Annotated in this window: 24 protein-coding genes; 11 read left to right on the top strand and 13 right to left on the bottom strand. The window is 63.5% G+C overall.

Annotated features, from left to right (window positions below; genetic code table 11):
* Positions 1 to 983 (top strand): HNH endonuclease (locus B0G38_RS20295; RefSeq protein ID WP_264671123.1); only part of this gene is annotated, 983 nt, incomplete at its 5' end.
* A 15-nt stretch (positions 984 to 998) separates the two neighbouring features.
* On the opposite strand, the gene B0G38_RS20300 is transcribed toward B0G38_RS20295, so the two are convergent.
* The 3 genes from B0G38_RS20300 to B0G38_RS20310 form a co-directional block, all read right to left on the bottom strand.
* Positions 999 to 1817: a family 1 encapsulin nanocompartment shell protein gene (locus tag B0G38_RS20300; RefSeq protein ID WP_264671124.1), complete on the bottom strand. Its 819-nt coding sequence runs from the start codon at positions 1815 to 1817 to the stop codon at positions 999 to 1001.
* Positions 1814 to 2215, bottom strand: coding sequence for a ferritin family protein (locus B0G38_RS20305; protein WP_264671125.1), 402 nt, complete (start codon positions 2213 to 2215; stop codon positions 1814 to 1816). Before B0G38_RS20305 ends, B0G38_RS20300 begins: the two co-directional genes overlap by 4 nt.
* A gap of 93 nt (positions 2216 to 2308) precedes the next feature.
* Positions 2309 to 2728 (bottom strand): MarR family winged helix-turn-helix transcriptional regulator, encoded by a 420-nt coding sequence (locus B0G38_RS20310; RefSeq protein WP_264671126.1) that lies wholly within the window; start codon positions 2726 to 2728, stop codon positions 2309 to 2311.
* Between the two features lie 126 nt (positions 2729 to 2854).
* Here B0G38_RS20310 and B0G38_RS20315 point away from each other — a divergent pair, with 126 nt between their 5' ends.
* The 5 genes from B0G38_RS20315 (at position 2855) to B0G38_RS20335 (ending at position 8466) form a co-directional block, all read left to right on the top strand.
* Positions 2855 to 3754, top strand: a complete 900-nt coding sequence (locus B0G38_RS20315) for a glucose 1-dehydrogenase (RefSeq protein ID WP_139006130.1) — start codon at positions 2855 to 2857, stop codon at positions 3752 to 3754.
* Between the two features lie 250 nt (positions 3755 to 4004).
* Positions 4005 to 4208 carry a cold-shock protein gene (locus tag B0G38_RS20320; RefSeq protein ID WP_169991850.1) on the top strand — a complete coding sequence of 68 codons (204 nt, stop codon included), beginning with the start codon at positions 4005 to 4007 and terminating at the stop codon, positions 4206 to 4208.
* 178 nt (positions 4209 to 4386) lie between these two features.
* Entirely contained in the window at positions 4387 to 7221 is a 2835-nt protein-coding gene (locus tag B0G38_RS20325) for an aconitate hydratase (protein WP_264671127.1), read from the top strand.
* A 260-nt stretch (positions 7222 to 7481) separates the two neighbouring features.
* The gene (locus B0G38_RS20330; protein ID WP_264671128.1) at positions 7482 to 7946 is read left to right on the top strand and encodes a DUF4383 domain-containing protein; all 465 of its coding nucleotides are present in this window, start codon (positions 7482 to 7484) and stop codon (positions 7944 to 7946) included.
* Between the two features lie 91 nt (positions 7947 to 8037).
* The gene (locus B0G38_RS20335; protein WP_264671129.1) at positions 8038 to 8466 is read left to right on the top strand and encodes a hypothetical protein; all 429 of its coding nucleotides are present in this window, start codon (positions 8038 to 8040) and stop codon (positions 8464 to 8466) included.
* Positions 8467 to 8481: 15 nt separating this feature from the next.
* Here the strand turns inward: B0G38_RS20335 and B0G38_RS20340 are convergent, their stop codons facing one another.
* Positions 8482 to 8703, bottom strand: coding sequence for a hypothetical protein (locus B0G38_RS20340; protein WP_169991844.1), 222 nt, complete (start codon positions 8701 to 8703; stop codon positions 8482 to 8484).
* 279 nt (positions 8704 to 8982) lie between these two features.
* Here B0G38_RS20340 and B0G38_RS20345 point away from each other — a divergent pair, with 279 nt between their 5' ends.
* Complete coding sequence (locus tag B0G38_RS20345; RefSeq protein ID WP_264671130.1) at positions 8983 to 9264, top strand: DUF3040 domain-containing protein; 282 nt, start codon at positions 8983 to 8985, stop codon at positions 9262 to 9264.
* A 48-nt stretch (positions 9265 to 9312) separates the two neighbouring features.
* Here the strand turns inward: B0G38_RS20345 and B0G38_RS20350 are convergent, their stop codons facing one another.
* The 9 genes from B0G38_RS20350 to B0G38_RS20390 form a co-directional block, all read right to left on the bottom strand.
* On the bottom strand, positions 9313 to 9489 hold the full coding sequence (locus tag B0G38_RS20350; protein ID WP_264671131.1) for a hypothetical protein: 177 nt from the start codon (positions 9487 to 9489) through the stop codon (positions 9313 to 9315).
* 48 nt (positions 9490 to 9537) lie between these two features.
* A complete protein-coding gene (locus B0G38_RS20355) occupies positions 9538 to 9771 on the bottom strand; it encodes a DUF3072 domain-containing protein (RefSeq protein WP_169991839.1) in 234 nt (77 codons plus the stop codon).
* An 83-nt stretch (positions 9772 to 9854) separates the two neighbouring features.
* Positions 9855 to 11321 carry a peptide MFS transporter gene (locus B0G38_RS20360; RefSeq protein WP_264671132.1) on the bottom strand — a complete coding sequence of 489 codons (1467 nt, stop codon included), beginning with the start codon at positions 11319 to 11321 and terminating at the stop codon, positions 9855 to 9857.
* A gap of 85 nt (positions 11322 to 11406) precedes the next feature.
* Entirely contained in the window at positions 11407 to 11544 is a 138-nt protein-coding gene (locus B0G38_RS20365) for a hypothetical protein (RefSeq protein ID WP_264671133.1), read from the bottom strand.
* A 161-nt stretch (positions 11545 to 11705) separates the two neighbouring features.
* Complete coding sequence (locus B0G38_RS20370) at positions 11706 to 12527, bottom strand: phosphatase PAP2 family protein (protein WP_264671134.1); 822 nt, start codon at positions 12525 to 12527, stop codon at positions 11706 to 11708.
* Positions 12524 to 13318: a cytochrome c oxidase assembly protein gene (locus B0G38_RS20375; protein ID WP_264671135.1), complete on the bottom strand. Its 795-nt coding sequence runs from the start codon at positions 13316 to 13318 to the stop codon at positions 12524 to 12526. Before B0G38_RS20375 ends, B0G38_RS20370 begins: the two co-directional genes overlap by 4 nt.
* Positions 13311 to 13775: a DUF2243 domain-containing protein gene (locus B0G38_RS20380; RefSeq protein ID WP_264671136.1), complete on the bottom strand. Its 465-nt coding sequence runs from the start codon at positions 13773 to 13775 to the stop codon at positions 13311 to 13313. The genes B0G38_RS20375 and B0G38_RS20380 overlap by 8 nt, the downstream gene beginning before the upstream one ends.
* Before the next feature lies 1 nt (position 13776).
* Positions 13777 to 13953: a hypothetical protein gene (locus B0G38_RS20385; RefSeq protein ID WP_264671137.1), complete on the bottom strand. Its 177-nt coding sequence runs from the start codon at positions 13951 to 13953 to the stop codon at positions 13777 to 13779.
* A 383-nt stretch (positions 13954 to 14336) separates the two neighbouring features.
* A complete protein-coding gene (locus B0G38_RS20390; RefSeq protein WP_264671138.1) occupies positions 14337 to 14594 on the bottom strand; it encodes an antitoxin in 258 nt (85 codons plus the stop codon).
* Between the two features lie 274 nt (positions 14595 to 14868).
* Between B0G38_RS20390 and B0G38_RS20395 the strand changes: the two genes are divergently transcribed.
* The 4 genes from B0G38_RS20395 to B0G38_RS20410 all read left to right on the top strand — a co-directional run bounded on the left by B0G38_RS20395 (position 14869) and on the right by B0G38_RS20410 (position 18545).
* Positions 14869 to 15885, top strand: a complete 1017-nt coding sequence (locus B0G38_RS20395) for a HoxN/HupN/NixA family nickel/cobalt transporter (RefSeq protein WP_264671139.1) — start codon at positions 14869 to 14871, stop codon at positions 15883 to 15885.
* A gap of 113 nt (positions 15886 to 15998) precedes the next feature.
* Positions 15999 to 16301 carry an urease subunit gamma gene (locus B0G38_RS20400; RefSeq protein WP_264671140.1) on the top strand — a complete coding sequence of 101 codons (303 nt, stop codon included), beginning with the start codon at positions 15999 to 16001 and terminating at the stop codon, positions 16299 to 16301.
* Positions 16298 to 16843: an urease subunit beta gene (locus B0G38_RS20405; RefSeq protein WP_264671141.1), complete on the top strand. Its 546-nt coding sequence runs from the start codon at positions 16298 to 16300 to the stop codon at positions 16841 to 16843. Before B0G38_RS20400 ends, B0G38_RS20405 begins: the two co-directional genes overlap by 4 nt.
* Positions 16836 to 18545 (top strand): urease subunit alpha, encoded by a 1710-nt coding sequence (locus B0G38_RS20410; protein ID WP_264671142.1) that lies wholly within the window; start codon positions 16836 to 16838, stop codon positions 18543 to 18545. The genes B0G38_RS20405 and B0G38_RS20410 overlap by 8 nt, the downstream gene beginning before the upstream one ends.
* The last annotated feature ends 16 nt before the right edge of the window (positions 18546 to 18561 follow it).

An 18561-nucleotide genomic window follows, 5' to 3' on the forward strand; every position in this document is an offset into this window, starting at 1 on the left:
TCCTCGCGGCCCTGACGAAGGAGGCCGACCGGTTGAAGGCGCAGGGCGATGAACGTGGCCGGGGCCAGCTGATGGCCGATATCCTCGTCGAACGCATCACCGGCCAACCCGCGGAGAATCCCGCGAAAATTGAAGTCCAGCTGGTCATGACCGACCGCACCCTGTTCCAGGGCGACTCCGAACCGGCCCACCTGGCCGGGTACGGCATCGTCCCCGCCCAATGGGCCCGCGACCTCCTCCGCACCGACAACACCAACACCGACAACGCGAACGGCATCGAGACCGAGACCGACAGTGACTGTGTCGGCACGGATAACATCGACGCCGGGAACGGCAGCACAGATCACTCCGCGGTCGGCAATCCGGTAAAGGGCGCCGCCGGGAAAGACGAATTCGTCGCCGGCGCAGCGGATGCCGGCAACGGGGACGGCGCTGCCGGTTCCGGCCCGCCAGACACAGGTGGAACCACCGGTACGGCGACCGGGCCGCCAAACTCGGAGCGAAGAGCCTCCGGCGATACGGAAGATGTGGAAGTGTGGGTGCGCCGGCTCTACACCGCGCCGGGTACCGGACAGTTGCTGGGCATGGATTCGCGGGCGCGGTTGATGCCGGCCGGGATGCAGCGCATGATCCAGGCGAGGGACCAGCTTTGCCGCACACCGTGGTGCGATGCACCGATCCGCCACCACGACCACGTCGTGCCCTGGCGCGACGCCGGGGCGACCAGCGAACTCAACGGGCAAGGGCTATGTGAAGCTTGTAACCTGGCGAAGGAAACTGAAGGCTGGCACGCCCAAAGGATCCCCGGACCGCGGCACACCGTCGAAACGACAACGCCGACCGGACACACCTACCAATCCACCGCACCAGCGCTACCCGGCACCCCACCGGCGACGGAGCAGGCGGACGAGACACTGGAGCCGTTCTCAGTCTTCGAGCAGGCCCTGGGCCGCATCGACTTCATCTACCGCCAAGCAGCCTGACAAGCAGGCAAGAGGTTAGTCGTTGGCGCTCCTCAGATGGATGGCTGCTTCCGGCGTCGCCACCCTGAAGCTGAAGGACTGCTCAAGATAGAGGTGGACGTTATCGGTATCGTGACGGTCATAGCCCACGGAGAGGTCCTGCCCGGACTCGAACAGGAAGTCGCCGCCGCGCAGGCTCATCACCACTGCACCGCGGACGCCGGGTGCCCACACAATGGGTCCTTCAAGGATCCGGCGAAGATGCTCGGCCAGCAGGTATCCGCCGCGCTCGGCCGTCTCAACTACAGCCGTATAGTGGCCGGGGCCAAGAGCGAGGCCGAAGGGACCGCCGATGCCTGCTTTCAGCAGCACCGCGACAGCCTTGGCAATGCGCTTCGGATAGTCGTTGAAATCTTCCACTCGGGGAACCGGCGGGTGCGGGCTGGCTTCGGTAATCCCCTCGATACCCGCCTGCTCCCAACCGTGGAAGACCGCTACGTTCTCCGCACTGGCTATTCGATGGGCAGCCTCGTGGAGGCTGCTCAGATCCACGTCCACTGCACCGCGGTCATTATCCAGCAGTTCGGAGCGGGAGACGTTGAATTCCGCGCGCATTTCGACCAACGGCAGGACCCGCCGTCGGCGGGCAGCAATGCCCTTCTCATCGGTGCCGGGCAGGGGCTCCGTCCTGCCCACGTTGGTGGCCGAATAGTCCCAGCCGAGCGGCCCAAAGAAATCGACAAGCTTCCTTGCGCCCAAGGCAACGGTCAGTCGCTGTTTGGCCTCGGTATCGAGCAGCCGCCAACCGCCGTCGGTAATCGGGGCATGTTCGCGCAGGAGGTGGTTCATCGTCATGGTCGTGACTCCTTCAAGCTGCCGATTCCCAGGGACGGATCCACAGCCGCCGTCGACGGCTGCACAGCGCTGGCACCGCTCCCTTCGGAACCGGCCTTTTCGGCGGCTTCGCCGTTCGCGACAATATCGCCACCCTGGAAGAGGACTCCGCGGGCAATCTCCCGCCACACGGGCTTGGCTCGGAAGAGATGCTCAAGCTCCATGCTGAAGTGCTTGTATTCCTCGGTCAGGGAGTTGTTCATAATGTTCCGGGCCGCGGCGTCAGGCTCCACGGAAATGCGCTGCTCGTACCAGCCGATGGCCTCGGCTTCCTCGGTCAGGTTGGCGCACATCCGGGCAAAGGTGCGTGTCTCGGCAGAGAGTTCCTCTGGCGGCTCGTGGTATTGGTCAAAGCCCATCAGCAATCCTTCGACGAGAGTCTGCGGAATGTTTGCTCACTTGCCAGCCTATCGGCGCCGCCCGGCCCTGACTACCCCGGAGTTGTCCGGAGCCTAGCCTTCCCACCCCAAGTTCCGTGCCATCCGCTGCAGCACGTCAAGGGTTGCCTCATACTCCTGATCGGAGACGCCTTCGGTGACCTGTTTCCGGTTCCGGTCCACCACGTCGCCCAGCAGCGTCAGACTGTTGCGTCCCAGCTCGGTCAGCGAGTATTTGCCGTCGTCGTCGGTGATCCAATTACTTTCCAGCAGTTCGTCCAAATGCTCGGCCGAGGACTCTTCGGCGGTCTGGCTGAAGAACGGCTTGAGCGCTTCGTTCAGCTCCGCCGCCGTGGCAGGGGCCTCCGCCAGTACATTCATGATCTGCCATTGTCGGCGGGTCACGCCATGCTCCTCAACGGTCGCGTCGAACTGCTCGTTGATCAGTCCGTCAACCAGTCTGAGCCAGAATCCAATGGGTCGATTAGCAGCCATGTCCCCACCATACAAAGCCACGTCAAGACCCCAAAGAGTACGACGGCGGTGCCTCCCGCCGTCGTAAGCCTTGCTGGGCTGCGGGTCGGCTTATAGCGTGAAGGCGTACCCATCGAGGAGGACCGCATGAGCAATGAGCCGCAGGAGACGCTGGACAAGGAAAACCCGCGGGAGCCGGCCGTGGATGTGTCCACCGAGACCCAGGAGTACCCGGGGTTTACCGAGGAGATGGAGCCGCGGCCCGACCATGGCGAAGACAGCTACAAGGGCAATGACCGGTTGAAGGGCAAGAAGGCGCTGATCACCGGCGGCGACTCGGGCATCGGCCGCGCCGTTGCCCTCGCGTTCGCGCGGGAAGGCGCCGACGTCGCTATTTCCTACCTCCGCGAAGAGGAAGAAGACGGCCAGAACTGCCTGGACCTGATCCTGGCCGAAGGGCGCACTGCGCTGGGCGTCCCGGGCGACGTGCGCGACGAGGACTATGCGAAGTCCGCCGTGGCCGAGACTATCGACGAGCTGGGTGGCCTGGACATCCTGGTCAACAACGCCGGCTACCACCTCGGCCAGCCCAACGGCATCGAGGATATTACCCCGGACCAGTTGCGCCGGACTTTCGAAACCAATGTCTACGGCACGTTTTGGATGATCCAGGCCGCGCTGCCGCATTTGAAGCCCGGCTCGGTCATCATCAACACCACGTCCATTCAGGGGCACCATCCCTCCACAAGCTTGATGGACTACGCGGCCACGAAGGCAGCGCTGAACAACCTGACTTTCAGTCTTGCCGAGCTGCTGGGGGAGAAGGGGATCCGGGTGAACGCCGTTGCGCCAGGTCCTATCTGGACGCCGCTGCAACCGGCGACCACAACGCCGAAGAAGCTGGCTTCCTTCGGCGACAGCACACCCTTGGGGCGCGCCGGCCAGCCGGCCGAAGTTGCCGGTGCCTTTGTCTTCCTCGCCTCCAACGATGCGCGCTACGTCTCCGGCGAGATCATTGGCGTGACCGGCGGCATGCACTTGGCGTAAGGCCGTATATACGACGTCGGTGGGCCGGGAACGCTTCCGGGCCCACCTTTCTTCCGGGCCCGGGGAGGAGTGGTCAGTACTGCTCCCAAACGCGTGTACAGTGGAGGAAGTTGTTGTGTTGCGCATTTTGTATTCTGAGCGGCGAACCCATCTGGGCCAGCCGCTCTTTCTGTAGAAGCGGGAAAAGAACGCCGCGACTGAAACTCCCCGACAGTCGGGATGAGTTTCAATCTCAGAAGGATGAATAAAAATGGCTACAGGTACCGTGAAATGGTTCAACGCTGAAAAGGGCTTCGGCTTCATTGAGCCCGAAGACGGCAGTGCCGACGTTTTCGCTCACTTCTCCGCTATCAACTCGGGCGGCTACCGTTCTCTCGACGAGAACCAGAAGGTCAGCTTTGAGACTGAGCAGGGCCCCAAGGGCCCCCAGGCTGTAAACATCCAGGTTGCATAATTTTGTAATCTGAGGTCCTAGGACCAGAAGCAGGGCGGGAAGAAATTTCCCGCCCTGCTTCCTTTTAACCGCTGGCCGAGTCCGTTGCCGCCTTCCGTCAACGCCCCGTGTACAAAACTGGGCAGGGGCCATAGCCTAGCTGTAAGTCTGCCCATCGCTGTCGAAGGGAATTTAGGCAATGACTTCTGTGAATACTTTCGGTGCAAAAGGTACGCTGAACGCAGCCGGAACCGACTATGAAATTTTCCGGCTGAATGCCGTCGATGGCGCCGACCGGCTGCCGTTCAGCCTTAAGGTCCTGCTGGAGAACTTGCTCAGGACCGAGGACGGCGCCAATATCACCGCGGACCACGTCCGGGCGCTGGCCCAGTGGGATGCCGAAGCGGAGCCCAGCACGGAAATCCAGTTCACCCCGGCGCGCGTGATCATGCAGGACTTCACCGGTGTGCCGTGCGTGGTGGACCTGGCGACCATGCGGGAGGCGCTGGAAGAACTCGGCGGCGACCCCACGAAGGTCAATCCGCTGGCACCGGCCGAGCTCGTCATCGACCACTCGGTCCAGATCGACGTGTTTGGCAATTCCAGTGCCTTGGAGCGCAACATCGAGATTGAGTACGAGCGGAACGGCGAGCGGTACCAGTTCCTGCGCTGGGGCCAGACAGCCTTCGACGACTTCAAGGTAGTGCCGCCGGGCATGGGCATTGTCCACCAGGTCAACCTGGAGTACCTGGCCCGCACCGTGATGACGCGCGAGGTGGAGACCGGTAACGGGACCACGCTGCGCGCCTACCCGGATACCTGCGTGGGCACGGACTCGCACACCACTATGGTCAACGGCCTGGGCGTGCTCGGCTGGGGCGTTGGCGGCATCGAGGCTGAGGCAGCAATGCTGGGCCAACCCGTCTCCATGCTGATTCCGCGCGTCGTCGGCTTCAAGCTAACCGGCGAGATTCCTGCCGGTGCCACTGCCACGGACGTGGTCCTGACCATCACCGAGATGCTCCGTGACCACGGCGTCGTCGGGAAATTCGTGGAGTTCTACGGCGAGGGCGTGGCCGCCGTGCCACTGGCCAACCGCGCCACCATCGGCAACATGAGTCCGGAATTTGGTTCGACCGTGGCGATGTTCCCGATCGACGACGTGACGCTGGAGTACCTGCGCCTGACCGGGCGTTCCGAAGACGACGTCGCGCTGGTGGAGGCCTACACCAAGGAACAGGGGCTGTGGCACGATCCGGCCAAGGAAGTGACGTACTCGGAGTACCTCGAGCTGGACCTCTCCACCGTGGTGCCGTCCATCGCGGGCCCCAAGAGGCCGCAGGACCGGGTGTCGCTGACCAACGCCAAGGCCCAGTTCCACCGGGACCTGGAAAACTATGTCCACCAGAGCGTGGAAGCCGAAGGCGCCACCGTGGACGAGGCCGTGGAGGAATCCTTCCCGGCATCGGATCCGCCGACGTACACGGAAGCCGGCAGCAAGGTCAAAAACGCCCCGCATATGACCGTGACCCGGACTGACCCGGATTCGGGTTGCGCGCACAATCCGGTGGAGGTGTCGATGCCGGACGGCCGCCGATTCGAACTGGACCACGGCGCGGTGAGCATCGCGTCCATCACTTCCTGCACCAACACGTCGAATCCCTCCGTCATGCTTGCCGCCGCGGTGCTGGCACGGAATGCGGTGCAGAAGGGGCTGGCCTCCAAGCCCTGGGTCAAAACCTCGGTGGCGCCGGGCTCCAAGGTGGTCACCGACTACTACGACAAATCCGGCCTGACCCCGTACCTGGAGAAGCTGGGCTTCTACCTGGTGGGCTACGGCTGCACCACCTGCATCGGCAACTCCGGGCCGCTGGAAGAGGAGATCTCCCAGGCCATCGCCGACAATGACCTGGCCGTGTCCGCTGTCCTCTCCGGAAACCGCAACTTTGAAGGCCGGATCAATCCGGACGTGAAGATGAACTACCTGGCCTCGCCGCCGCTGGTGGTCGCCTACGCCCTGGCCGGCACCATGGACTTCGACTTCGAGGACGATCCGCTTGGCCAGGACGAGGATGGCAACGACATTTTCCTGAAGGACATCTGGCCGGACCCGCTGGAGGTCCAGCGCATTATCGATTCCTCGATCGATGAGGATATGTTCACCTCCAGTTACAGCACGATTTTCGACGGCGACGAGCGCTGGCGCTCGCTGCCCACGCCGGAGGGCGCGACCTTCGCGTGGGACGAGCAGTCCACCTATGTGCGCAAGCCACCGTACTTCGAGGGCATGCAGGCCGAGCCCCAGCCGGTGCAGGATGTGGCCGGGGCGCGGGTCCTGCTCAAGCTCGGCGATTCGGTAACCACTGACCACATCTCTCCCGCGGGATCCTTCAAGTCGGATACTCCGGCGGGTAAGTATCTGCTTGAGCACGGCGTGCAGCGGAAGGACTTCAACTCCTACGGTTCCCGCCGCGGCAACCACGAGGTGATGATCCGCGGTACGTTCGCCAACATACGCATCAAGAACCAACTGCTGGACGGCGTCGAAGGCGGCTTCACCCGGGACTTCAGTCAGGACGGCGCGCCGCAGGCCTCCGTTTACGATGCCTCGATGAACTATCAGGCGGCCGGTACGCCGCTGGTGGTCCTGGCCGGCAAGGAATACGGTTCCGGTTCCTCACGCGACTGGGCGGCGAAAGGCACCGCACTGCTGGGTGTGAAAGCCGTCATCGCCGAGAGCTTCGAGCGTATCCACCGTTCCAACCTGATCGGCATGGGCGTGCTGCCTCTGCAGTTCCCCAAGGGGGAGACCGCCGAGTCGCTGGGCCTGACGGGCACCGAGACGTTTGCCATCGAGGGTGTCACGGAACTGAACAACGGCTCGACACCGAGGACCGTCCGGGTGACCGTCACGGCCGAGGACGGGACGACCAGGAATTTCGACGCCGACCTGCGCATCGATACCCCGGGTGAGGCCGACTACTACCGGCACGGCGGCATCCTGCAGTACGTCCTAAGGCAATTGGTCGCGTGACCTCAACGTGGACGGAGGCACCGGCCGAACGTGTCCGGAATGTCTCCGTCCACGGGGTTTCTTCATCGCTTGGTGAAAAAGCCGATTGAAACGCTGCATCCGGCGTCGTGCATCGGTCTCCTGCCAACCGTGCCCTGAAAGTTATGGTCGTTTCCACACCTAAATACTAAGTTGCCTTAGTATTTAGGTGTGGACTTAGCTCCGCCTGAATCAACCATCGCGGTCCGCCGGACTGCAACAGGACAGATTGGAACGACGCAATGACCGCATCATCAGGCCGCGTTGAAGCCCGCGGCAACGAGAAAACCAATGTCCAGAAGGCCGCCATGGCCGTCGGCGCAGTATTCCTCTTGGTCGGTATCCTGGGGTTCATTCCCGGCGTCACGACTAATTACGACCAGATGTCCTTCGCCGGGCATGAATCGGAGTCCATGCTGCTAGGCGTTTTCCAGGTCTCCATCCTCCATAACATCGTCCACCTGCTCTTCGGCATCGGTGGGATCGCCATGGCGAAGAGTGTTTCCGGTGCCCGCAACTACTTGATTTGGGGCGGGGCTGTTTACCTGGTCCTGTGGTTGTACGGCCTGATCATCGGACACGATACCGCCGCCAACTTCGTCCCGGTCAATACCGCGGACAACTGGCTGCACTTCGTCCTGGGCGTCGCCATGATCGCCCTCGGTGTCTTGCTCACCCGCAACCGCACAACAGCCAGGCGCACCTAGTCCCATCGAAGAACAACCGGATCGGCTCGGAAGTGATGGCAGCGCTGCAGGGCGCTGCCGTCACTTCTCACTGACCGGTGGAAGGCGAATCATGAGGAGATCCCGGCTGGCGGTGGCTCACGGCTTGTTCAACATGGCGGCAGGGCTCTGGCCGTTGCTTCACTACCGCAGTTTCGAAGCGGTGTCAGGGCCAAAAGCGGACGATTGGCTGGTCAAATGCGTGGGCGGCCTGATTGTTGGCGCCGGCTACGCCCAGCTGCGCGCCCGGAAATCACCGGAAGGACTGGCCACAGCCCGACGCATCGGAGTGGGAACGGCGGGAACTTTCGCCGCGGTTGATCTGATCTACGGCGGCACGGGGCGCATCAGCCGCGTGTATCTGCTCGATGCGGTTGTGGAAGCAATGTGGCTTCGGGCCTGGACGAAGGATCTGATGGTCGAACGCTACGACTGTCCCGCCAGGCCGATCGACCAACGACGGCAGATCGGCCCGGCGTCCGTTCTGGATGTCACGTCCTGAGACAGGCGGCTGCAGCTAGCCGGGGAACTGCACGTAGGGGGCGTCCCCGTCGCCGTCGTTGTCTGTATCGCCGAAGGCTTTCTTTTCCAGCTCTTCCGCCTTCTCCGGATCTCCGCCGTGCGCGCGGTCCTCGTCCTGCTCAAGCCGACGGGCGCCGCCTTCCGTGTCGTCCTGGTTGCCAATGGTCCCTTCCGACGCGCTGTTCGGGGCCTCGGTATTCGGGTTCTCTTCAGACATTTTCTGCCTTCTTTCCTTCGGCTGAGCGGCCAGCGGTTGGGCCTGCACTCCCAGCCTAGGCAGGCCCGACAAGCCTGCCAAGGGCTCTTGCGGGACCGGCCGGAATGAGTTTTGTTACGCGGCTTCGACGCATGGCGGTGCCCGTTGCTCCAGGGAGCGAATTTTCGTACTCTTATTCCGACCAAAAGCTTGGTCATCGGCCTCTAATGGGAGAGAAGCCAATGAAGTACCACACGCAACGATGCGTACGTCTCGACTTTGCAGAAGTCGGAGACGACCATGACGCTTTCTGACTACGAGCGTCAGCAGCTGTTCCTGCTTGAGCAGCAGCTCAGGGCGGATGATCCCGCCCTGGTACAAACCCTGTCCCTCGCCCCGACTCCGGCCGTTCCCCACCGCACCCTCGTAGCCGGCTGGCTGCTGGTGCTTTGCGGAGCCACTGCGGTGCTGTGGGGCGCTTACGCCAGTTTCGTCGGAGCGGCCGTTGTCGGCCTGCTCTTCGTCGCAGCGGGTTTGTACTGGGCAGAGAATCCCGGCAGCAGGAAACTAAGAAGAATGTAGACTCTTCCGGGTTCGCTCAGGAATCCGTCCGTCAGTCTTTTCCGTCCGTCAGTCTTTTGCTGACTCCGTGTCCGGCTCGTCCGGCTTCTGGCCTTGCTCGGCATCCGCGCCTTCGGCTGGCGCCTGCGGATGCTGCCCGGAGTCGGTGGGCCGCTGGGGGCGTTCGCCTTCAGCCGGCATCTCGCTGTGTTCGCGTGGATTATTGCCGGACTCGGTTGCCGTCATGGTGTCCTCCTGATCGCGGTACCCGCTGTGCGGGCTCCGGTTGCTGGGTTACTGGTCCTTCGAGAGCCGGCTGCTTGATTTCTGCAGCCGGTCAATGTGCTCCGATGCTTCGGCCTTGGTCAGATTGGCGGGCAGTTCCTCCCCGGCCTCGCGGGCGAGCGTGTCCAGGTAGCTGCGTTGGGCATCGGTCATCGGTTCGTCGCCGGTGACCCATTCCTCCGGGTCCCTATTGATGTCGCCGCCGGATTCCGGCGTCGGGCTGCCGAGGGTTTCTTCTGCCATGGGGTGCTCCAATCTCGTGGGTTCGGGTCTGGGTTTCGGGTGCGTGTTCGGGGTTCGATGCGGGTGGGGGTACGTGTCTGCGGTTAGTGGACTCCGGACATGAGGCTCTTGATGGGCTTGACGGCGAGGAACAGTGCCACGGCCATCACAATGGCAACGACGCCGATCGTGCCGAAGTACGGTATTTCGTCGGTCGGATCGTAGATTCCCGCGAGCACGCCGGACAGCGCCGTGCCCAGTGACACCGAAAGGTAGTTCAGGGCGACCATCTGCGTGGTGAAAATCCGCGGGGCCAGTTTTGTAGACAGCGACAGGCCGACCGGCGAGATCATCAGCTCGGCCACGGTGAACAGGAACAGGATGCCGACGATCGCCAGCAGCGGGCTGCTGTTGGGACCGCCGCCGGCCAGCGGGATAAACGCCAGGATGGCCAGCCCCATGACCGCCAGTCCGATGGCGAATTTCAGTGGCGTCACCGGCTGCTTGTGGCCCAGTCTGGTCCACGCGGCGGCGAACAGCGGGGCAAGCAGGATGATGAAGATCGGGTTGAAAGACTGCACCCATTCGATCGGCATGATCCAACCGAAAATGTTGCGGTCGAGCCGCTGGTCCGCGTACAGCGTCACCACCGTGAACTGCTGCTGGAAAAGCGAAAAGAACGCCGCGCTTGCGATGAACATCGGAATAAAGGAGTACACCCGCCGTCGTTCGGTGTGGTCCACGCCTTTGCTGCTGAGAATGACGACAAAATACATGATGGCTGCGGCAATGGCAACGCCGGCGACCACCGTATCCAGGTTTGCCGGAGTGATCAGGCCGCTCATGACGGCGACAACAATAACGACGACGGCGGCAACCGCCAAGATCGCGATCAGCGGCTTCTTCTTCGACGGCAACGGATCCGGGACGATGTGGGACTCTTCGGGCAGGTTCTTCCGCGTCAGGCCGTATTGGATCAGGCCGACGGCCATGCCGACCGCGGCCAGGCCAAAGGCGAAGTGGAAGCCTAGTGTCTCGCGGGTGAGGCCGGTCAGCAGCGGTCCGAACAACGCGCCGATGTTCACGCCCATATAGAAGATGGAGAAACCGGCATCGCGCCGGTCGTCGTCGCGGTCGTAGAGGGACCCCACCAGCGCGGTGGCGTTCGCCTTCAAGCCGCCGCTGCCCACCCCGACAAGAATCAAGCCGGTGGCCAGCCCGGCGACACCCGGGAGCAGGGCGAGGGCAATGTGGCCGAACATGATCATCACGGCGCTGTAGAACAGCACACGTTCGGAGCCGAGCAGGCGGTCCGCTACCCAGGCGCCGAGGATGCTGGAGAGGTAGACGGAGCCGCCATAGGCACCGATGATGCCGGCCGCAACGCCCTCGTCAATGCCGAGGCCGCCCTCCGATACCTCGAAATACATGTACAGCAGGACGACAACCTGCATGCCATAGAAGGAGAAGCGCTCCCAGAGTTCTACGCTGAACAGATTGGCCAGCATGCGCGGCTGGCCGAAGAATGTCTTGCCGCTCGGATTCCTGTGATTTGTTTCCGTCGGTGCCATACTTCCCCATGCTCCCACTCACTGTGGGACCTGTCACGGGTGCCGCCACGAACGGCCTTTCGGCTTAGGCCCTGATCAGCGGCTTCTAGTCGTCAGTATCGGGGCCCTCTGCGGCGTCCTGCGAGTGCGGGTGGGAGACGTACGGGATCTGCTCCAGCTCTCCCTCCACCGCATCTTCGCTGTGCAGGCGGTCGTTCTCTTGCGGAAATACTGGTGTTGTCATGGCTGCTGTCCTCCAGCGGGCGCGCCCGTCCCACATAGGCGGGCTGATGCTTCCAAGGTACCCCCGTGCCGGGACCAGTTCCACCCCTGCTGGTCCTGCTCCGCACGCCACCACGGCCCGCCACCTGCTCGACACGGCGGGAGGCCGGAAAGGATTTCGCCTCATGGCGGGCCTGCCTGCGCCCGCCGGGGGCTGCCGGCCCTGCGGTAGCTAACGGTGAGGAACAGGCGGTGGATTGTGATGACGGTGGCAAGCCAGGCAGTGCCCAGCGTCCACGCGACAAGGACATCAGTAAACCAATGGTGGCCCAGGAAGACGCGGCTCAGGCCCATGGCGACGGCGAACAGCGCCGCACCCGCGATGGTCAGCGTGCGCGTGCGCTTCGATTGCTGCTTCAGGACCAGCAGGTAGGCGACGATTCCGGCGATGACGATGGAGTTGAGCGAGTGGCCGCTGGGAAAAGACGGCGAATATTCGAACGGCGCCACCGCAGAGGAAAGCGGCGGCCGGGTGCGCCCGATAAGTTCCTTCCCGGCAATGGTCATCAACAGGGAACCGCCGGCCGCAGCGACCATGAGAATGAGGGGTGTCCAGGACCTTCGCCGAAGCGTCAGCACAAGAAGTGCCAGGGCTGCCAGCACGGTCATGCCTATGCCGCCGCCGAGATTGGTGAAGGCCGTGACCGCCGTGTTAGCTTCCGGGGAACGCATCGTCTCGGCGGCGTCGAGCAGCGGTTGGTCCAGTACGGCGACGCCATCGGACTCGACAACGGCTTCGTAGACTTCAGCCGAAAGAGCAGTCAGGGCGGTGGCGAGGATGGCGCCGGCCGCGAGCGTGATGACGAGCGCGGTGTGTGGACCGAGCGCGCGGCTGGCCCATTCCATCGCACGTGCGAAAAACCGCCCCACCGGGGTCTTCCACCGCGTGAGATCCTTGCTGCCGACAAAACGATCCTCTGGCGGCTCCGGCGGCTCGGGTGTCATGCTGCCTGTCCGGTACGGGGACGGCGTACGACGGCGGCGGGAACCTTGCGTGCGCCGGTGCGGTACCACTGGTGCCACAGCAAGATGATGAGCGTCAGTTCCACCGCGCCGCCGGCGTAGTACATCAGTTGCCCTCCGGTTTCTGCCTGGCCGGCAGGGACTCCGGCTGGCGGGATGGCGTACAGGCTCTTGGCCAAAACGTTATGTGCCGCAATGCTCGCGATCAGCACAACGCACCGGTAGGCATGCGACGGCCGGTGCGGAGCCGGATCCCGTCCCACCATTGCCGCGGTAAAAAGGTAGCCGGCAGCCAGCACATGGCCCATGACCAGCCAGTGGATGAGGACAGAATCCTGCATACCTTGGTAAAGGTCCGTCCGGTACATCACCCACATGCCGCCCACGTTCAGCACCGCGGCAACGGATGGATCGGTCAGAACCCGTGCAGGCTTGCACTTGAGCAGCGCCGACAGCCGCCGGGCCGGAATCACCTCCAGTGTGCGCAACGCCAAGGTGACCGGCCGGGACAAGACAAGGAACAACGGAGCCACCATCCCGGCCAGCACATGGGCGCCGACGTTCGCGGTGAAATCCCGATGGCTGAGCGCGGCGAACGGGCCCACGAAGGTTGATGCCGCGGCGATCGCACCGAGAATGAAGAAGGCCGAGCGGCGCTTCGGCCAGCCTCCGGCTATCCGTGGGGAAGCAGCCGAGAAGAGATACGCGGCGACTGCGACCAATGCCGGCAGGAAGAGCGCAGCTTCGAGCAGGAAGCCGCCGTGCTCATGCATCGTTCTCCAGGCGGTCCCGGGCTTGCCAGCCGCGGAACAGCAGGATCGCCCCGGCCAGCATCACCAGGACTGCGGTGACATTCCAACCGATGTCGTAGGGAAACAAATCCACGTCGTAGCGGATCTGATGCAAGCCCAGCAGTTTGTGCTGGACCAAGCCGTCATACAGCTGGAAGGCTCCAGCCCCGAGCAGCCCTGCACCCGCCCACAGACGACGGCGCAGTTCGTGCCGCCGTCGTAAATCGGCGAACAGGAACAATCCGGCGATCGTGGCGAACCAACTGAAGGCATGGAACACGCCGTCGGAAACGAGTCCGGCGGCCGTTGTGCCCCGGTCGTAGAAATGATGCCAGTGCAGGAGTTGGTGGAAGACCACCTCGTCCAGAAACCCGATGACGCCCAACCCGAAGAGCAGCCCGGAGACGAGATTCTTCCGACGGGCTGCAGGGGTCGGCATGTCAGTCCTGCTGGTTTCGCTTCAGCAGGTCCTGCTCCTCGGTGGATTCGCCAAGTGCATCCTCCGGTTTGTGATCGGCTGCCGGGTCGCCGCCGCCGACAAAGCCTGGGGGAACTGCGCCGCCTGCTTGGGTCTGCTGCTCTTCGCGGATGTTATCGGGGCGGTCTTTTTCGCTCATGCCGGCTCCTCGAGGGTGAAGCCGCAATCGCAGCGGTATGTTGTGACCGGGTACGGCTCGGCTATTGCTCCGGAGCCGACTGCGGCACCCGAAGGTTCCGCGCCGACCAGCAGAGGTTCCGAGACGGACGGACGATCGGCGTCGACCACCTGCATGGGCTTGCGGCAGTGCACCCTGTTTCTCATCGTGTGTAGCAGCGATGCGTCCGCGGGAAGGAACTGCGCAAGTGAAGGCGCTGTAAGGGTCGACGGTACTGCGTTCGGTCTGTCAATCATGCTTTCGTTCGTGCCTTCCAAATTTGGGTACCACTAAAGCCAAGCATGCTTATTATGGCGAAGGCAAGCTCAAATAGGTCCCTGTGGATATGCTATGCCGACGCCTGACTACGCTGAGGGCTTATTGTCGCCGAGCCCGGGATTGCCGTTGTTGTCCCCTCCGATGAGCCGCTTCCTGGCTTCATTGCGGGCGCGTTGGATCTTGTCGGTGTGCTTGCCCTTGGTCGCTTTGTCCGCGGCATTGGCAGCGCGCTCAACCAGTTTGGCGCCGGTCTGCTTCGTCTTGGGGTTCTGCAGTGCCTGCCTGACCTTCGGGTTTCGCGCGAGTTCCTGGGCGATCTTGCCGAACTTGCTGAATCCTGCCATGGGGTGTGCCTGCTTTCGTTGACTCTCCACCACGCAGTCCTTTCAACAGGATGCGCAGTCCTCCAGCCCCACATCCTAGACAAAGAGTCTGGGGAGTTTCTGTGTAGAGGGAACGGCCTGCCTATTGACAGCGCAGACGGGACCTCTGCATTCTGGGCGGACGTGTTCCATTGATGTTCCATAGGCGAAGCCGTCATGCGGCGAGAGTGGCAGGACAGTCGTGAAACGTGACCTCCAGAGACAGGCGGCAGGAAACCGGCGCAGTATCTTGGGCATGGCCGTGGTGATTGCGTTTCTGCTGGTCGCCGGGTGGGGCATGTTCTTCGCAGTCGTATTACCCGGGCAGTATGAACTTGCCGACCAGGCGCCCTTTGGGCTCGGGCTGGCCTTTACTGCTTTCATTCTCGGAGCGCGCCACGCGTTCGACGCGGACCATATTGCGGCCGTGGACAACACCACACGCAAGCTGGTGGGGGAGGGCCGCCGGCCGGTGTCGGTGGGATTCTGGTTCGCGTTGGGCCATTCGAGTGTTGTGATCGTTGCCGTCGCACTGCTGGCCGCGGGACTGAATCTGCTGGCCGACCAGATTTCCGACGACGAATCAGTGCTCGCTTCCGTTACCGGGCTCTGGGGCGTTATCGTTTCCGGGCTGTTCCTGCTGCTGATCGGGTCGCTGAACCTGTATTCGTTCATCGGGATCGCCCGCGTTTTCCGCCAATTACGGAGCGGCGAATACAACGAGGCGCAGATGGAGGAACTGTTGCAGAACCGCGGCCTCATCACTCGCATTCTGGGGCCGCTGGCCCGTCAGATCGATCGGCCGTGGAAAATGTATCCGATCGGAGTGCTGTTCGGGCTGGGGTTCGACACGGCGACGACGATCGGTTTGTTCGTCATTGGCGGCAGTGCCGCGCTGGCCGCGCCGTGGTATGTGGTTCTTGTGCTGCCGGTCCTGTTCACGGCGGGCATGACGTTGTTCGACACGCTCGATGGCATTTTCATGCACCGGGCGTATCAGTGGGCGTACGCGCGTCCGGTGCGGAAGGTGTACTACAACCTGATGGTTACCGGCATGTCCGTGATCGTGGCTTTCCTGGTCGGCGGGGTGGGCCTGTTGGGGCTGGCGGCGGAGAAGATGCCGGTGCGCGGCGGCCCACTTGCCTGGGTGGCTTCGGTGGATCTGGAGAATTTCGGTTTCATGATCTGCGGGCTGTTCGCGGCGGCCTGGCTGTCCGCGGCCGCGTATTGGAAGCTGGGCAAAGTCGAGGCCCGCTACTCTCTGCCGGACTGACCGTCCATAACAGCCGCGGCCATTGCCGGGCCTAAACCCCGTGGCTACACTCAAGTTGTACTGCGTTCGCGTTGCCAGTAAGCACGTCTCTTGAGAATGCTTGGAGTCCGCCAATGTTGTTGAGCACCTTTGAAGTTGAACGCCTGATGACCTACACGGCCGCTAAACTCGCGATGGAGCGGAAGGGCCGTGGGCTGAAGCTCAACCTGCCCGAAGCCACCGCGATCATCACCTCCTATTTGCTTGAGGGTGCCAGGAACGGGGACACGGTTGCCGATCTGATGGAATCGGGCCGTGAAGTCCTCAGCCGGGACGAGGTGATGGAAGGCGTCCCGGAGATGCTGGCCCAGGTCCAGGTCGAGGCCACCTTCCCGGACGGGACAAAACTCATCACGGTCACGGGACCGATCCAGTGAGGATCACCGAGAACCCTTTCAGCAACCCGGCCCTGGCCAACCGGGACACCGATGATAATTACAGCCATCCCAGTGACAACCCTGGCTACGACAGCAACGTCATTTATAACCATAAGACGCGTCATCCTTCTTCCGGATCCTCGGGGACGAGCCAGCCGCGGCGTCCGGGAACCAGCGAACGGCAGTCGCCCACCCGGCAAAACAGCCGGAAAGTGGTGGCCTACGAGCCCATCGTCCCGGGCGAAGTCCTGTACGGCGATGAACCGGTGGAGATCAACGCGGGCGCCGAAGTAACGGTCCTGCGGGTCGAGAACACCGCTGACCGGCCCGTCCAGGTCGGGTCCCACTACCATTTCGCCGAGGTGAACTCCGGGCTGGAGTTCGATCGTGATGCGGCGTGGGGCAAGCGGCTGAACGTGCTCTCCGGCGGCTCCATGCGTTTCGAACCGGGCGCCGCGGAAGAAGTGGAACTGATCCCGATCCGGGGGGCCAGGATCGTCCTTGGCCTCCGGGGTCTGTGCAAGGGGAACCTCGATGGGTGAGATCCGGCGTTCGGAGTACGTTGCCTCGTTCGGTCCGACGACGGGGGACCGTATCCGCCTGGCCGATACCAACATCCTTATCGAGGTCGAGGAGGACCGGTGCCGGGGCGGCGATGAGGCGGTGTTCGGCGGCGGCAAATCGATCCGCGAGTCCATGGGCCAGTCATCGGCGACCCGGGCCGAGGGCACCCCGGACCTGGTCATCACCGGGGCGGTGGTCCTGGACCACTGGGGCATCATCAAGGCCGATGTCGGTGTCCGCGACGGCCGGATCGTGGCGCTGGGCAAGGCAGGCAATCCCGACACCATGGACGGGATCCACCCGGACCTGGTCATCGGCCCGTCCACGGAAGTGATGTCCGGCAACGGCCTGATCCTGACCGCCGGGACCGTGGACACGCACGTCCATCTCGTCGGCCCGGACATGCTGGCCATGGCCCTGCAAACGGGCACGACCACGGTGGTCGGCGGCGGCACCGGCCCCACCGAGGGGTCGAAGGCGACCCTGGCGACGCCGGGCTCGTGGTGGATCGAGCGGATGCTCGAGGGCCTGGAGCCCTGGCCGCTGAACGTGCTCTTCCTGGGCCGGGGCAACACGACGTCGCACGAGGCCATGTGGGAGCAACTTCGCGGCGGGGCCGGCGGCTTCAAGGTCCACGAGGACTGGGGTGCCACGCCGGCAGTCATCGACGCCGCCCTGCGGGTCGCCGATGACTCCGGGGTCCAGATCGCCATCCACAGCGACACCCTGAACGAATCCGGTTTCGTCGAGGACCTTCTCACGGCGGTCAACGGGCGCACGTTCCATGCTTTCCATACCGAAGGTGCCGGCGGCGGGCACGCCCCGGACATCATCAGGATCGCCAGCGAATCCTACGTGCTGCCGGCCTCGACCAACCCGACGCGGCCCTTCACCCGCAACACCATTGACGAGCACCTGGACATGGTCATGGTCGCGCACCACCTGAATCCGCAGGTCCCCAATGACCTCGCATTCGCCGAGAGCCGGGTGCGTGAAGGAACGATCGCGGCCGAGGATGTGCTGCAGGACATGGGGGCGCTCTCGATCATGTCCTCGGACGCGCAGGCGATGGGCCGCATCGGCGAAGTCGTGATGCGGACCTGGCAGACTGCGCACCGGATGAAGCGCCTGCGCGGCTCCCTCGCCGGCGATGACCGGGCCGATAACCACCGCGCCCGCCGATACGTCGCGAAATACACGATCTGCCCCGCCGTCGCGCACGGACTCGAACACGAAATCGGGTCCATCGAACCGGGCAAACTGGCAGACATGGTGCTCTGGCAGCCGGCACTGTTCGGCATCCGGCCCACAGCCGTGTTCAAGGGCGGAGTCGCCGCCGTGGCAGCACTGGGAGACCCCAACGCGTCGGTGCCCACGCCACAACCGGTCATGGAACGCCTCGGCTTCAGCGCTTTCTCCCGCGCTGCCGCTTCCACCTCGGTGGCGTTCGTCGCTCCCGCGGCGATCGAAGACGGACTGGCAGACCGGCTCTCGATCAACCGCCCGCTCGTCCCGGTCGGCAACGTCCGCGGCCGCGGCAAGGCAGACATGCCCGAAAACACCGCGATGCCGCACATCGAAGTCGACCCGAATACCTACGGCGTCAAAATCGACGGAGAACTGATCGAGCACGAACCGGCCACCGAACTGCCCATGGCACAGAGATACTTCCTGTTCTAATGCTGGCCCACGCGCG

It is taken from the genome of Crystallibacter permensis, from assembly GCF_025960875.1.
Taxonomy (GTDB): domain Bacteria; phylum Actinomycetota; class Actinomycetes; order Actinomycetales; family Micrococcaceae; genus Crystallibacter; species Crystallibacter permensis.